This window comes from Pseudomonas sp. SED1, assembly GCF_034044025.1.
GTDB lineage: Bacteria > Pseudomonadota > Gammaproteobacteria > Pseudomonadales > Pseudomonadaceae > Aquipseudomonas.
Map to the genome: position 1 here is coordinate 1 of NZ_JAXCIS010000130.1, position 14,548 is coordinate 14,548.

Annotated in this window: 10 protein-coding genes; 3 read left to right on the forward strand and 7 right to left on the reverse strand. The window is 59.1% G+C overall.

Translation table 11 applies throughout. From position 1 onward, the window contains the following. Positions 1–125 precede the first annotated feature (125 nt). The 6 genes from xylB to SNL23_RS16600 all read right to left on the reverse strand — a co-directional run bounded on the left by xylB (position 126) and on the right by SNL23_RS16600 (position 8,769). Positions 126–1,601: a xylulokinase gene (gene xylB, locus SNL23_RS16575; protein ID WP_318302807.1), complete on the reverse strand. Its 1,476-nt coding sequence runs from the start codon at positions 1,599–1,601 to the stop codon at positions 126–128. Position 1,602: 1 nt separating this feature from the next. Further along, on the reverse strand, positions 1,603–2,595 hold the full coding sequence (locus SNL23_RS16580) for a LacI family DNA-binding transcriptional regulator (protein ID WP_318302813.1): 993 nt from the start codon (positions 2,593–2,595) through the stop codon (positions 1,603–1,605). A 21-nt stretch (positions 2,596–2,616) separates the two neighbouring features. After that, positions 2,617–3,558, reverse strand: a complete 942-nt coding sequence (locus tag SNL23_RS16585) for an ABC transporter substrate-binding protein (protein WP_076013479.1) — start codon at positions 3,556–3,558, stop codon at positions 2,617–2,619. A gap of 33 nt (positions 3,559–3,591) precedes the next feature. Beyond that, positions 3,592–4,560: an ABC transporter permease subunit gene (locus SNL23_RS16590; protein ID WP_318302808.1), complete on the reverse strand. Its 969-nt coding sequence runs from the start codon at positions 4,558–4,560 to the stop codon at positions 3,592–3,594. A 25-nt stretch (positions 4,561–4,585) separates the two neighbouring features. After that, entirely contained in the window at positions 4,586–6,118 is a 1,533-nt protein-coding gene (locus SNL23_RS16595) for a sugar ABC transporter ATP-binding protein (RefSeq protein ID WP_076013480.1), read from the reverse strand. 266 nt (positions 6,119–6,384) lie between these two features. Further along, the gene (locus SNL23_RS16600; protein WP_318302809.1) at positions 6,385–8,769 is read right to left on the reverse strand and encodes a dermonecrotic toxin domain-containing protein; all 2,385 of its coding nucleotides are present in this window, start codon (positions 8,767–8,769) and stop codon (positions 6,385–6,387) included. Positions 8,770–9,121: 352 nt separating this feature from the next. On the opposite strand from SNL23_RS16600, the gene SNL23_RS16605 reads away from it, so the two are divergent. Genes SNL23_RS16605 through SNL23_RS16615 form a run of 3 tightly spaced genes read left to right on the forward strand, consistent with a single transcriptional unit; the run spans position 9,122 to position 12,123 of the window. Then, positions 9,122–10,477: a sensor histidine kinase gene (locus SNL23_RS16605; protein ID WP_167664301.1), complete on the forward strand. Its 1,356-nt coding sequence runs from the start codon at positions 9,122–9,124 to the stop codon at positions 10,475–10,477. Then, positions 10,462–10,845, forward strand: coding sequence for a response regulator (locus tag SNL23_RS16610; RefSeq protein ID WP_318302810.1), 384 nt, complete (start codon positions 10,462–10,464; stop codon positions 10,843–10,845). Before SNL23_RS16605 ends, SNL23_RS16610 begins: the two co-directional genes overlap by 16 nt. Positions 10,846–10,854: 9 nt before the next feature. Next, entirely contained in the window at positions 10,855–12,123 is a 1,269-nt protein-coding gene (locus SNL23_RS16615; protein WP_318302811.1) for an EAL domain-containing response regulator, read from the forward strand. On the opposite strand, the gene SNL23_RS16620 is transcribed toward SNL23_RS16615, so the two are convergent. Continuing rightward, positions 12,104–14,254: a methyl-accepting chemotaxis protein gene (locus SNL23_RS16620; RefSeq protein WP_318302812.1), complete on the reverse strand. Its 2,151-nt coding sequence runs from the start codon at positions 14,252–14,254 to the stop codon at positions 12,104–12,106. The genes SNL23_RS16615 and SNL23_RS16620 overlap by 20 nt on opposite strands. Between the last annotated feature and the right edge of the window lie 294 nt (positions 14,255–14,548).

Consider the following 14,548-nt stretch of genomic DNA (forward strand, 5'->3'; position numbering starts at 1 on the left):
GCGAGGAGCCGAGTGGTGGGGCAAGAGCGTTTTGCTTACTTTTGCGCTTTTCAAAAGTGAGCCGCTGTAAGAGCGGAACCCATATCAGCCGTTACCCAAATAACGGATATACACCCAAAACTCCCCTAATCGTGCAAAGCCTTAGCCGCCCCCAACAGCCCCTGGAACTTGCGATAACGTACCTGCAACACACCTGCCTGAGCACCATCCGGAAAAAACCGGGCCTTCACCGGCATCCCCACCTGCAACAACTTCCCACCCTGCCCACTCGCCAAAAAACCCAACTTCGCCGCACCAATACACGCCCCCAACTCACTGCCATGCAACGTATAGATCTCCCGCCCAAGAATATTGGCCAACAACTGCGCCCAATACTCACTGCGCGCCCCACCACCCACCAACGCACAAGCCCCCACCGAGGCCCCGGCCGACTGCACCGCATTCAGCGCATCCAACAGCCCGAACCCAACCCCTTCCATCACCGCATAACCCAACATAGCCGGCGTGCAATCATGCCCCAGGTTCATAAACCCACCCCGCAACAACGGGTCGTTATGGGGCGTACGCTCCCCCGCCAAATACGGCAAAAACAACGGATTGGAAACCGCCACAACCTGCCCCGTAGGCAACTCGGCCTGCACCCGATCCAGCAACGCCTGCTCATCAACCGACCCCGTCAACCGCGTCACCCACCGCAAACAACTGGCCCCGGCCAACATCGCCCCCATGGTGTACCAACGCCCAGGCAACGCATGACAAAAACTATGCACCGCACTCGCCGGATTCCCCGCCGAGTGATCAGTAATCGCAACAATGGCCGCACTCGTACCCAACGTGATAAACGCATCACCTGCATTCACCGCCCCAATGCCCACCGCGGCCACCGGGTTGTCCCCGCCACCGCCAGCAATCACCAGGCCCTTAGCCAAGCCCAGTCGCCCCGCCGCCGCAGCATTCAAACGAGCACTAACCGCCCCGCCTTCCACCAGCCGTGGCATCTGCGCCAACCGCAACCCCGTCGCCCGCAGCATCGGCTCAAACCACTCCCGATTAGCCACATCCAGCCACAACGTCCCGGCACCATCAGACACATCACTCACCCGCTCGCCACTGAGCCGCAAACGCAGGTAATCCTTGGGCGACAACACACAATCAATCGCCCCAAACACCGCCGGCTCATGCTCCTGCAACCACAACAGCTTCGGCGCGGTAAGCCCAGCCATCGGCAAACTGCCAGTGACCTCGGCGAACTCGCTGCCCAGCGCCTCGGCCTGAGCCATGGCACGCGAATCGTCCCAGAGGATGGCCGGGTACAACACCCGATCGTCCTCTCCCAACAGCACGGCGCCGTGCATTTGCCCGGACAAACCGATGCAACTCACCCGGCCATAAACCTCCGGCTGACCCACGCGCAACTGGTCCAGCGCGCTGAGACACGCCTGCCACCAATCCTCAGGATCCTGCTCCGACCAGCCACTGTGCAGGCGCGATATGGTCAAGCGCGCACCGGCATGGGCAAGCACGTTGCCTTGCTCGTCCATCAAGATCGCCTTGAGTTCCGAGGTGCCAAGATCAATGCCAAGGGAAACCGGGTTGTTCATATCAGGGACAGCCGCATGAATTACGAATTTTCAGGGTGGGCGCAAGCCGCACGCTGTGTGTTTTACGCTTGGGCGACGCCATGCGCTCAAGCAGCAGGTTGACCGCCCGGGCGCCCAGCTCCTGGACCGGCTGCGCGATCAGGGTCAGTCGCGGCACGAAGAAGTCCGCCCACTCAAAATCATCGAAGCCCACCAAAGCCATCTGCCCGGGCACATCGATATGCGCATCGCGCAAAGCATGCATCGCACCCAGGGTCATCAGATTGTTACCCGCCATGATCGCCGTGGGCGGTGTTGCCAGGGCCAATAACTGCGCGGTCGCTTGCCGTGCCGGCTCGCTGCTGGAGCCGCCATTGACCAGCAACTGCGGATCGAACGGCAATCCTGCTGCTTGCAATGCAGCTTGGTAACCAGCCACGCGTTCATCGGAAGTGCCCAACCCCGCGCGCCCGGAAATAAAGCCGATACGCCGGTGGCCATGCTCGATCAAGTGCGCCACCAAGGCCTGGGTAGACAGGGTATTTTCCACCCCGACCTGATCAAAGCGATCGCTCATCATCCGGTCCACCAGTACCGCCGGCACTTCATTGGCCTGCAAGTACTCCAGGGCCAGCGAACCGGTAGACGGCGCCAGCAGAATGCCGTCCACCCGCCGATGGTGCAGCGTCGTGACCACCCGCAACTCCTGCTCGGGATCATCATGGGTGTCGACAAACAGCATCATGTAACCGTGTTTGGCGCACTCGGTTTCAATCGCGTGCACCGTTTCACTGAAGTAATGGTTGGACAGCGCTGAGATCGCCACGCCAATGGTATTGGTGGTGGACCGGGCCAGGGAGCGCGCCAGCGTATTGGGGATGTAGCCCAACTGCCGGATCGCGCTCTGCACCGCTTGCACCGTGTCCGGGCTGACCTTGCGAGTGCCGTTCAAGACGTGGGAAACCGTCGACGTCGACACCCCTGCAATTCTTGCCACATCCTCCATGGTTGCCACGGTGCTCACTCCTGCGCTCTTTTAATGTTTGCTGGACCAACCGCTGTAGGAACCGACGTTGTCGCGGGTGATCAGTTTTGGCGCCAGCAGGGTAACCGCTTCGGCAGGTTGTTTGTCATTGAGAATGTCATTGCCGACGTTGACGGCCGTCTGGGCCATGGCCCATGGGTCCTGGCTGGCGGAAGCCTGGATCAGAGTGTCGGTCTTCAGGGCATTCTCGATATCCGGCGCACCGTCCACGGAGGTGATGATGATGCCGCTACGCTTCAGTTGCTTGGCGGCCAGGTCGCTGCCGATGGCTTGCGGGTCGTTGATCGCGAACAAGCCGTCGATTTTCTGGAAGCGTGTGAGGTAGCCCTGCATCACGTTCAGGCCGCCTTCGCGGGAGCCTTTGCCGTCCTGGTCGTCAGACAGCACCTTGATATCCGGCGCGCCGGCCAGCGCGGCTTTACAGCCTTTGACGCGATCGGTCACCGCCGTGACCTGCGGGCCATTCTGGATGATCACGTTGCCCTTGCCCGAAAGCTTGTCGACGATGAACTGGCAGGCCAGTTTGCCGGCTTCCACGTTATCGGTCTGCACCGTGGCATTCACGCCCTTGGCGTCGACGTCCACGGCTACTACCACGATCCCGGCGTCACGGGCTTTCTTGATCGCGGAGGCCATGGCCGACGGGTCGACGGCGTTAATCAGGATCAGGTCGACCTTGGACGAGATGAAGTTATCGATCTGCGAGAACTGCTTGCTCAGGTCATAGTCGGCCGACACCGAGGTGACCTTGACCGCCGGGTTCAGCTCCTTGGCCCGGGCTGTGGCACCGTCGGCAAGCGTCACGAAATACGGGTTGCCCAGGGAGCCCATGCTGATGCCGATGGCCTTCAGTTCACGGGCTTCCACGGCTTGGGACATCAACACGGCAACGCCCAGGGAGGCGACAACAGGAAAAATGCGTTTGAAGTTCATGATGACTCTCTTGTGATTGTTGTTTGAGTGAAATCAGGTCCGCGCACCGGACTGGCGATAGCGATCCAGCGCTACTGCGCCAATGATCACGATGCCCTTGATGATGTACTGCCAGATATCCGACACGCCCAGCAGCACCAGGCCGTTGGTCAATACTGCGATGATCAGCGCACCAATCAGCGTGCCGCCGATGGTGCCGACGCCGCCGGTAAAACTGGTGCCGCCGAGAATCACCGCCGCGATTGCATCCAGTTCATAGGATTGCCCCAGTTGCAGGCCATTGGCAGCGAACAGGCGTGACGCGCTCATCACCGCGCCCAGCCCCGCCAACGCACCAGACATGGCATAGACGAACAGCAGGACTTTCCACACCTTGATCCCCGACAGCCGAGCCGCTTCCGGGTTGCCGCCCACGGAGTAGATCTGCACCCCCATCACCGTGCGCCGCAGGATGAACCATGAAAGCGCGACAACGGCCACGGCGATGATCACCAGCCACGGCACGCCCAGCACTGAGTCGTTGCCGATAAACGCAAATGGCAGGTCAGGGTTGAACACGGTCTTGTCGTCGGCCAACAGGCGAGCCAAACCGCGCATGGCCGTCAGCGCACCCAGGGTGACGATAAACGGCGGCAGGCGCATGAAGGCGATCAGGCCACCGTTGACCAGGCCCAGTAAGAGGCCGAAGCCAACCCCGGCAGCAATCCCGAACATGCCGAATTGCGGCGACATCGAGGCTTGCAGTGCGACCACGGCAGACGCCGCGAGAATCGCCCCCACCGACAAGTCGATGCCCGCCGTGAGAATCACAAAGGTCATCCCCGCCGCCAGCACCACGTTGACCGACGCCTGCTGGGTGATGATCGACAGGTTCTGCACCGTCATGAAGTTTTCGCTGGCCAGGGCAAAGCCCACCAACAGCAGCACCAGCACCGGCAGCATGCCCACCGTGCGCATCAGTTCGCGAATACGCTCAGCCTTGCCGATCGTTGCCACAGTCATGGTGTTGCTCCCGCTTGTCGTTGAATTAGCCATGGGCAGCCACCTGCTCGCTGCCGGTGGCGAGGTCGATGATCGCCTCCTGGGAAATATCCAGCCCTGATGCCCCGCCGACTTCGGCCACCAGTTGCCCTTCGCGCATGATCAGCACGCGGTCGCAGGTACCGATGATTTCCGGCAGCTCGCTGGAGATCACCACGATGCCCACGCCAGCTTTGGCCAGTTGGTTGATGATGCGGTAGATCTCGGATTTGGAGCCGATGTCCACGCCACGAGTCGGTTCATCGAGGATCAGCACATGAGGCTTGACCTCCAGCAACCGTGCCAACAGCACCTTCTGCTGATTGCCGCCGGACAACGCCCCGACATTGACCTTGCCCGACGCCACGCGAATCGACAGGGACTTGATCGCATCGCGTGAGCGTTGTGCGGCGTGGCCACGGTCGAGCACCCCACCGGCATGCGCATCCGGCACACAGGCGCAGACATTGATGTTGTCGGCCACGCTCATGTCGAGAAACAGGCCCTGAGCCTTGCGGTCTTCGGTGAGGTACACCACACCAGCGCGAATTGCGTCCGCCGGGTTGCGCAGTTGGGTCACGCTTTTACCGACCACCTCCAGGGTGCCAGAGGTACGCGGGTCGGCCGCAAAAATCAGCCGCGCCAACTCGGTACGACCTGCGCCTACCAAGCCGGCAATGCCCAGCACTTCACCGGCGTGCAGGTCGAAGCTGCAATGGCGCACGCGCTTGCCGTCGGCCATGTCACGCACGCGCATCACCACCTGGCCGGGGTCGTAGGCGGCATGCTCCTTCTTGTAGAAACCGGAGAGGTCGCGGCCCACCATCATCTTCACCAGCACCTCGGCCGACAGCACGTCCCGCGCCAGTTCGCCGACGTACTCGCCGTCCCGCAGCACCGAGACCCGATCCGACAGTTCGTAGATTTCGGCCATGCGGTGGCTGATGTAGATGATCGCCAAGCCTTGGCTGCGCAGCTGTTTGATCAGCGCAAACAGGCGGTCGGTCTCGCGAGAGGACAGCGGCGTGGTGGGCTCGTCCATCACCAGGATTTTCGCGTGGGCATGCAGCGCCCGGGCGATTTCCACCAGTTGGCGCTCTGCAATGGACAGGCTGGCGACGCGGGTGGTGGGCAGGAACTCCGCGCCGAGCCTTGCCAGCACCTCGGCAACCCCGGCTTCCATGCCCTTGCGGTCGATGGTCCAGCCACGGCGCAGTTCACGGCCCAGGTAGATGTTCTCGGCCACCGTGAGGTTCGGGCACAGGCTGAGTTCCTGGTAGATCACGGCAATGCCGAGGGCTTTGGCGGAGGCTGGGTTGTAGCTGGCGACGGGCTGACCATCGATGCGGATGGTGCCGCCGTCATCGGCCTGGTAGGCACCGGAGAGGATCTTCATCAAGGTCGATTTGCCGGCGCCGTTCTCACCCATCAAGGCGTGGATTTCACCGGGGTAGACCTTCAGGCTGACGTTCTTGAGCACCCGCAGACCGTTGAAGGTCTTGCTGATGCCCTGCATTTCAAGCAAGGGTTCAAGGCTCATGACTGAGCTCCTGGTTTTATTATTTTTGTGTTCGAGCGTTTGCCGATGGCCGCTATCGGCGGATCGGATTGATGGGGACTGTAATCAGGTAAATTTCCAAGCGCAAGCGCTTGCGTGCGCTATTTATCGAAAGGTGAAACGTTTCATCATCGATTTGTGATGCACAAAACCGTTCTCTTCGGCAAAGCCTGGAGCCGCAAAAAGGAGCCCAGGCCTTGCCGGTGGCCGTCACAAGAAACGTGGTGGCGCGTGAGGAGTCCGTTTATCTACGGTCTTTTCAAATCAATATATATTTCCGTCTTGTTTCGAGACTGAATAACGGCGTTGTCTCTGTTCGCAGGCGCTTCGTCGACGGAAACCCCGGTTGCACCTGTCAGCTCAGCGATACCTCGAATCCGCGGTTGAGCGTCATATGAAAAAACATGTTCGGTGCCCACTCGCGCTATCCATTTTCCTTCAGGATTAAGAGCCTGATCGCGCTCAATCACTTTGGTCGCGTAGTAGTTCATATTTTTGATGCGCGTAAATTTGGAGTCTGTCGAGGGCACGTCAATTGCTTTAATGCGGATGCCATGCTTGCGCAGGGTGAGCAGAAGATTCCTGTTTGTATAGATACCGTGCCCTTGGTGGGCACCATCAATCAACTTTAAGTTTCTGTGTAGCGCCAGCGAGATCTCGCCGGTGTCATAGAACTTGTCCAAATCAGGTTGAAGTGAGTGTTCAAAACCTTCTGAGTAAAAAGTTTTCACGTTGCTGTTCTTGAATTCCAGCACGTTATCCATGATGACCCGCAAGCCAGCGGACTGCGAATGATCTTCTCCAAAAATCATGCCGGGAGATTCCTTTAATCCTGTTTTTATAACATCGGCAATGGGTGTATTTACGTGCATTGCGGGCTGGACGGGCATTGTCTTGGATTTGGCTTTCTTATGAAAATTATCAGCATCCTGTTTCAGTTGTTTATCTATTTTGGAAATATCAGCCGAGCGTGAAGCCTCTTTTCTGGAGGGGTAATCATAAGTTCCGGGGTCAAACGGTTTGCTGGTAGAGTTCCCCGCCCCACCTCCTCTGACCCCTCGTCTTCTCCACACGCCCACTTCATCGGGCTTGCCGATAATGCCGCTGCTCACTAACTTGGAAGGGTCATTGGGATCTTCTACACGCAATAGATAATGCTCACTGTCCCCGGCATCGGGTTGTTCAGCAACGTAATACTTGTTATTCCCCTGGAACTCGATTTTGACCATGCCAGGGTGGTGAGAGCCGCCCGTTGGCAGCGCCTTGGTGTGTTCCGGTTCTGTCGGGGCAGCCGGCTTGGGCTCTGCGGTTGGCTGGTCAAAGTTGGACAGGCGACCGGGTGAACGCGAGAACAGGTGTTCTCTCGCCTGACTGCCTGGCTTCAACGCCATGGCATCGGCGAGGTCGCGTTTTTCTTCGTTCGACAACGGCTGATTCTTCAGCGCCTTGGCCGTAAGGGAGGCCAGCATCCTGGCCTGGCCGTAATAAGGAACAAAACCCTGGGCAAAGTCTCCGACCTGTTTTAAGTCTGCATCCATGGTTGCCTTGTCGATGCCGAATATCTTGCCAAGGTGATTGTTTTTGTTCAGGTCAATGAGTAACGCTGTCATGGGGTTGTCCAGATAACGCTCCACGGTGTCTGCCGCGTTTTGCGGGACGCCAAACACGTGTAAAGCATCACTCATACCATAAGCAGGGTTTTCCAGATGATGAAGGAACTCATCGTAAAATCCTCTAACGTCGTTGGCCCCACTGTTGTCCAGGGATACGTGGCTCACTTGTTTTTTAAACTGTTCGAACGTCAGCGCGTGCAGCGCCGGCTGTGAGTTCAGGCCATCTTTAACAAAGTAGTAGTTTGCGCTGCGGTCGGCCCCCAAGAAGTTGCCGTAGGCGTCGTATTCATAAATTACTGTTTTGCCATCAGGCCGTTTTCCTGAGTAAGCGAGTTGCCCTTCCGGGCCTTCACGCTCCCATTTAAGGTCGGTGAGTCCATTAACGGGGGCCGGCGGAATGTGGGGTGACCTTTCCAATCTTTCGAAAATGTTATCCGCCTCATACCGATAAGGCCCAACGATTGCATTGATGTTGTTGTCCTTGAAATCCTTCATGACGGACTTGATGTGTTTAACTTTGGTCTCGGCGTCTGCTGTGGAGAAGTGAGCGACAAATTTATCCAGACGTACGGGGTCGGCGGCAACACCTTTTAGCCAAGTATTCATTTCATTCGTATTCTTAAAGTCCTGAAAAGAACGCCCCGCGGTGTCCGGTGTATACAGAGCGATATTCGGGCCGTTTTCTGTAGGTGGTATGCGCTGTATAAATATAATGTCGCGGGCTTGAATTCCGTCTAATGCAAATGTCCTGATTTGAACTTTATGGACCGTGGAATTTTTCGGATAGAGCACAGCATCGACCAACTCCTTGAGTTCCGGTCGCATCGTCCCGCTGTTGAGGTCTCTTACCATGCCATCCATGAAAGTGTTCTTGAGCGCGGGCGCCCTGAAGGCGGGTTGGAGAGACTGGGGCAAACTGCCCGGCCCCAGCCTGGTAGGTCCGCCTTTAGAAAAATCGAAATGCTGACGTGGAACACCTGCATCTCGGGATGTGGGAAGGTTGTTGATGTTAGAGATCATTTTCAGCATCGCCTTAGAGTGAATAGCTATAGCGCCGAGTGTTGCGTCTGCCAGACAGCGCAACGAACCTCGTCAGCCATGCGTGGGGATAACGTGGGAAAATGTTCAACTGGCGGGGTTACAAGCTGTTTCCAGGCGCTGGAGGCACGGAGGGTCAGACGCAAAAAAATCACGCATATGGGTGGTCTTTGCCTTAAAGCAATTCGCATGAGTTACTTTTTAGCCGCTCAATACCTGCTATCGTAAAAAGACCTCATCTCCTCCTCATCGCGCCTGCGCGATCTTCTGTGAGCATGTTCTGCGGCGCTGTCTTCGGGCAGCGGCGGGCCTCAAGTTCACGGAACACTTCACGATGGAAAAATCTTCAGTCGACAGCCCCATCGAGCCGCAATCCCGGGCCGAGAAAATCGTCGAATTCAAACGCCAGAAAACCCTGCTCAAGACCGGCGCCCTGCAGGACGCGATCTTCAACAGCGCCTACTTCTCCAGCATTGCCACCGACGAAAAAGGCGTGATCCAGATCTTCAACGTTGGCGCTGAACGCATGCTCGGCTATGCCGCCGCCGATGTGCTGAACCGTGTCACACCGGCCGACATTTCCGACCCCGCCGAGCTGATCACCCGCGCCGCCGCCTTGAGCCTGGAGCTCGACACGCCAATCACGCCCGGCTTTGAAGCCCTGGTGTTCAAGGCCTCCCGGGGCATCGAGGACATCTACGAGCTGACCTATATCCGCAAGGACAACAGTCGCCTGTCAGCGATGGTCTCGGTCACCGCCCTGCGCAACCGCAACGACGCGATCATCGGTTACCTGCTGATCGGCACCGACAACACCGCGCGCAAGCAGGAAGAGGCGGAACGCAAAGGCTTTGAGCGTGCCCTGGAAGAGAAGAACCTGGAGCTGGAACACGCCAGCCACATGAAGTCCGAATTCCTCGCCACCATGTCCCACGAGTTGCGCACGCCGCTCAACGCGGTGATCGGTTTTTCCGAAGCCCTCAAGGACGGCCTGGTGGGCGACATGAGTGATATCCAGCGCGAATACATCGGCGACATCTTTACCAGCGGCCAGCACTTGCTGTCGCTGATCAACGACATCCTCGACCTGTCCAAGGTCGAGGCCGGGATGATGGACCTGGAACTGGAAGCCGTGGAGTTGGCGGGGTTGTTGGCCAACAGCCTGCTGATCGTGCGGGAAAAGGCCGCGCTGCAACGCATCCAGTTGAAGCTCGAATGCCAGGACGACTTCGGCACTCTGGAACTCGACCTGCGCAAGACCAAGCAGATCATCTACAACCTGCTGGCCAATGCGGTGAAGTTCAGCGAGCACGGCGGCTCTGTGACCCTGTCGGTACGCGAGGTGAGTCGTGCACACGTCGGGCAGGTTCCCGGCGACTGGCCCACCTATGGTTTTGCCCTGCAACCCAGCGAGCACCAACAGTTCCTGGAATTGAGCGTCAGCGACACCGGCATCGGTATCGCCCGGGACGACATGAGCAAGCTGTTCAAGGCCTTCAGCCAGATCGACAGCAGCCTGGCGCGCAAATTCGAAGGCACGGGCCTGGGCCTGGCAATGGTCAAGCAACTGACCGACCTGCACGGCGGCAGCGTCGCCGTGGCCAGCCGCGAAGGCACAGGTGCGTGTTTTGTGGTGTGGCTGCCGCTGCATCGCGCCGCGAATGCGGAGGCTGTATGGCCGAAATCCTGATCGTCGAAGACAACGAGGCCAACATGCGCCTCGCCCGCCTGCTGCTGGTGAACGCCGGCCACAGTGTGTTGTGGGCTGCCGATGCCGAGTCCGGGTTGACCCTGGCCCGGGAAAAACAACCGGCGCTGATCCTGATGGACATCCAGTTGCCCGGCATGGACGGCCTGGCGGCCACTTCATTGCTCAAGCAGGACCCGCACACCGCCCACATCCCGGTGATCGCCCTGACAGCCATGGCCATGAAGGAAGACCGCGACAAAACCCTGCAGGCCGGCTGCGACGCCTACATCATCAAGCCCCTGCGCTACAAAGAGCTGTACCAGGTGATCGACACGCTGCTGCAAAAGAACATTACTCCTCCGACTTGAGTCCTCTCCATGGCCCGCCAACCCGCAACGCTCTTGATCGTTGATGATGAAATCCAGGTGCGCAAGCTGCTGGAAACCCTGCTGCGTCACGAGGGTTACCAGACCGTGAGTGCCGCCAGTGGTGAAGAAGCCTTGAAGATGGTGGCGCAACGGCCGCCGGACTTGATCCTGCTGGACATCATGATGCCGGGCATGGACGGCTATGAAGTGGCCAACCAGCTCAAGGGCAACCAGGCCACGGCGAACATTCCGATCATCATGCTTTCGGCCTTGAGTGAATCCAGCGCGCGGCTCAGTGGCCTGGAAACCGGTGCAGAAGAATTCATCAGTAAACCGGTGGAACGGGTCGAGTTGTGGCTACGGGTGCGCAACCTGCTGCGGCTCAAGGCCCACGGCGATCGGTTGAAAAACCATAGCCTGATGCTGGAGCAGCAACTGCAACATCACCAGCATGAAACTGCCCGGTTGAATGTGCATGACATGGCGCGCCTGGAGCTGGAGAAAGACCTGCACCTGGCCGTCGAACGCGAAGAGTTTGTGCTGCATTACCAGCCCAAGGTCGAGCTGGACAGCGGTCAGGTGTGCGGGCTTGAAGCCCTGTTGCGTTGGGACCGGCCCGAGTACGGTGCGGTGTCTCCGGCGGTGTTTATCCCGATCCTGGAGAGCCTGGGGTTGATCGTGACGCTCGGTCGTTGGGTGATCGATAACGTGTGCAGCCAGATGGCCGCCTGGCAATCCACTGCGGTGGGCGCCGTCGAAGTATCGGTCAATGTGTCGGGTCACCAATTGATCGAGGGTGACTTGATTGCCGATATCTCCCATTCCCTCACCAGGGCTGGGGTGGAGCCGCATTGGCTGGAGGTTGAGTTGACCGAAGGCTCGCTGATGGAAAACACCCAACACACCATCGCCAGCTTGCAGCGCTTGCGGGCTATGGGCGTGAAGATCTCCATCGACGACTTCGGCACGGGCTATTCCAGCCTGGCTTACCTGCGGCGGTTTCCGATTGATACGTTGAAAATCGATATTGCGTTTATCCGCGAAGTCACCAGCAACCCCCAGGACGCGGCGATCACCCGCACCATCATCGAACTGGCCCACAGCCTCAAGCTGCGAGTGGTCGCCGAAGGCGTGGAAACCCAGGCGCAGCTGGAGTTTCTGCGGGAAGCCGGCTGCGATCAGATCCAGGGGTACCTGTTCAGCCGGCCGCTGCCGATGATGGAACTGGAGCGCCTGTTGCTGGAAAAACGCGGCCTGGTCAGGCCGCAGCCCCACTGACTTCGAACAGCCCCACCAGCTTCTGCAACTTGTTGGCATTGACCCGCACGGTTTCCGCGCTGGTCTGCAACACCCCCACCGTCAGGCGCATTTGCTCCGAAGAATGACTGACCTGCTTGATGGTCTTGCCGTAGTCGAGGCTGCGGGCGTTGAGCTGCTGGATGATGCTGAACATGCTCTCCACCGCCTGGTGCAGGTGCACGTTTTCCGAGGAAGCATCCTCGGCCAGGCGTAGGCTGCTGTCGACGTTGGTCACGCCGTTTTCCATGAAGCCCACGGCCTTGCGGGTTTCGCCTTGCAGGCCTTCGACCATCTGGCGAATGTCTTCAGCCGCCTTGGACGTTCGTGACGCCAGGGTACGGACCTCATCTGCCACCACCGCAAAGCCGCGGCCATGTTCGCCGGCGCGTGCGGCTTCAATCGCGGCATTCAAAGCCAGCAGGTTGGTCTGGTTGGTGATGTCGCTGATCAGCCCGGTGATGTTGCTGATCTGTGCCATGCGGCTGTCGAGCAACTGCACGCTTTCCGAGGAGCGCTGTACCACATCACGAATCGACTGGGTGCCGACCTGCACCGCCAGGAACTGCTCGCGGGCCCGGCTGACCACCTCGTCCATGGCTTGCTTCATTTGCTCGGCACTCACCGAAGCCTGCTGGATTTCCCCCAGTTGCTCTTCGACGATGATCATCATGCGGTGGGTGGCGTCGGCCACTTCATGGGACATCAGCCCGGCCGCCTCGCTGCGGCCGAGCATCAACTGGTTGGTGTTGCCGACGCTGTGGCTGGCCTTGACCACCTGGCCGACCACCGAATCCAGGCGGTCGATGAAACTGTTGATCCAGCGGCTCATGTCGCCAGTCTCGTCGTTGACCATGCGGCCGCTGTCCAGGCGTTGGCGCAGGTTGCCTTCGCCTTCGGCAATGGTGCGGATGACTTCGGTCATTTCATTCAGGCGTGCAGCCAGGCGCTTGGGCCCCAGGCGGCTGAACAGCATGGCCGCCACGACCATGCTCAGTACCTCCCATGCATCCGTCCAGGCTACGGGCAAACCACTGTAGTGACGCACCAGATAGTTGCAGGCAAACAAGCCGGCCATGGTTGCCAGGTACGGCGTCATCAAGCCGTGGCTCAGGGAGCGGCGTCGGTAAACCTCTTCCAGGTCGGCCTCGCACATCATGCCCCAGCGGTCCGGCGAGCCCGGCAGTTCAAAGGTCACGCCCTTGCCCACTACCGGGATGTGACGGTAATCGGAGTAGCCGGGATAGGTGACAAACAGGTTCGAACCCTTGCGGATGGTTTCCCGCACGCCGGGGTGCAGTTGTTGGGTGGCGGGGTCGATAAAACGTAATTCCAGCTCAGTGTGGCGTTGGATCTGCACGGTTTTCCAGGGAGTGTGCACGCCGCTCTTGAGGTTTTCGCCGTGGGTGAAGGCACCGTCCTCGAAGCGAGAGCGCGACAACGCGATACCGGGTTGGAGTGCCGGGTCGAAGCGTGATTGCACCATGAACAGGTAGTTATCGCCGGACTCCGGAAAAATATGCCCGGCCTCACGCTGGATCAAATCCCCGAGGATGTCGTTGGGCACGCGCCCGCACAGGCAGCCGAGCACCCTGCCCTCGCGGGTTAACGGTTGATAGAACATCAGGGTCACTTCGTCATGGAAGCGCGAGGACGAAGGGCCGATCTGCAGGGTCAGCGGGTCGGCGTAGGGACCGTGGAGAAATGGCGCCTTGAGCCCGGCGGCCAGGGCTTGTTGATTGAGTGCGCGGTGACCGGCCTGGCTCCAGGTGGTTGCCAGTAGCTCGCCCTTGGGGTCGACGATAAACAGCTCGGAGAAATCCCCGGCCTGTTGCAGTTTGTCCAGCAGCAGGCTGTTGCCGGTGAGCACGGTGTCGCGGGTCAGCACGCTGGCGAGTTCGCCCAGGTGTTCCCACTGTTCGCGGGTCCAGGTTTGCAGGAGTTTGACCCGGGTTTCGGCGATGGCTTCGAAGGTTTGCTCCATTACCGGGTACACCGCGCGGTTGAGCCGACAGGACCAGCCCATGGCGAACTTGCCGGCCTTGCCCCACCAGGGCAACCAGCTTTTTTCGGTGGAAGATAATTGCATCGTGCTGCTCGACAGGCTGCTCATGGCGCACTCCGGGAGTGATGTCTAATTGCCATATTCCAAGGCAATTAATGCGCCAATTAGCAAGCTTGCTATTGATTAGGTTGCTTGGGCTGCTGTGTGGTCCTACGGGAGGGAGCTTCCTCGCCACAAAAAGCTGCGTGCAATCAAGAACATGCACCAGGGTGTGGCAGTGAGATCGCGCGGCCCCTGTCCAGTACGCGGCTTTTTGGGGGCATATCCGTTATTTAGGTAACGGCCACGTATGGTTCCGCTCTTACAGCGGCTCACTTTGGAAAAGCCCCAAAGTAAGCAAAG

Bases quoted from the DNA above. Each gene is read 5' to 3' on its own strand.
- xylB (WP_318302807.1), bottom strand. From the start codon at position 1,601: ATGAACAACCCGGTTTCCCTTGGCATTGATCTTGGCACCTCGGAACTC.
- SNL23_RS16585 (WP_076013479.1), bottom strand. From the start codon at position 3,558: ATGAACTTCAAACGCATTTTTCCTGTTGTCGCCTCCCTGGGCGTTGCC.
- SNL23_RS16590 (WP_318302808.1), bottom strand. From the start codon at position 4,560: ATGACTGTGGCAACGATCGGCAAGGCTGAGCGTATTCGCGAACTGATG.
- SNL23_RS16595 (WP_076013480.1), bottom strand. From the start codon at position 6,118: ATGAGCCTTGAACCCTTGCTTGAAATGCAGGGCATCAGCAAGACCTTC.
- SNL23_RS16600 (WP_318302809.1), bottom strand. From the start codon at position 8,769: ATGATCTCTAACATCAACAACCTTCCCACATCCCGAGATGCAGGTGTT.
- SNL23_RS16605 (WP_167664301.1), top strand. From the start codon at position 9,122: ATGGAAAAATCTTCAGTCGACAGCCCCATCGAGCCGCAATCCCGGGCC.
- SNL23_RS16610 (WP_318302810.1), top strand. From the start codon at position 10,462: ATGGCCGAAATCCTGATCGTCGAAGACAACGAGGCCAACATGCGCCTC.
- SNL23_RS16615 (WP_318302811.1), top strand. From the start codon at position 10,855: ATGGCCCGCCAACCCGCAACGCTCTTGATCGTTGATGATGAAATCCAG.
- SNL23_RS16620 (WP_318302812.1), bottom strand. From the start codon at position 14,254: ATGAGCAGCCTGTCGAGCAGCACGATGCAATTATCTTCCACCGAAAAA.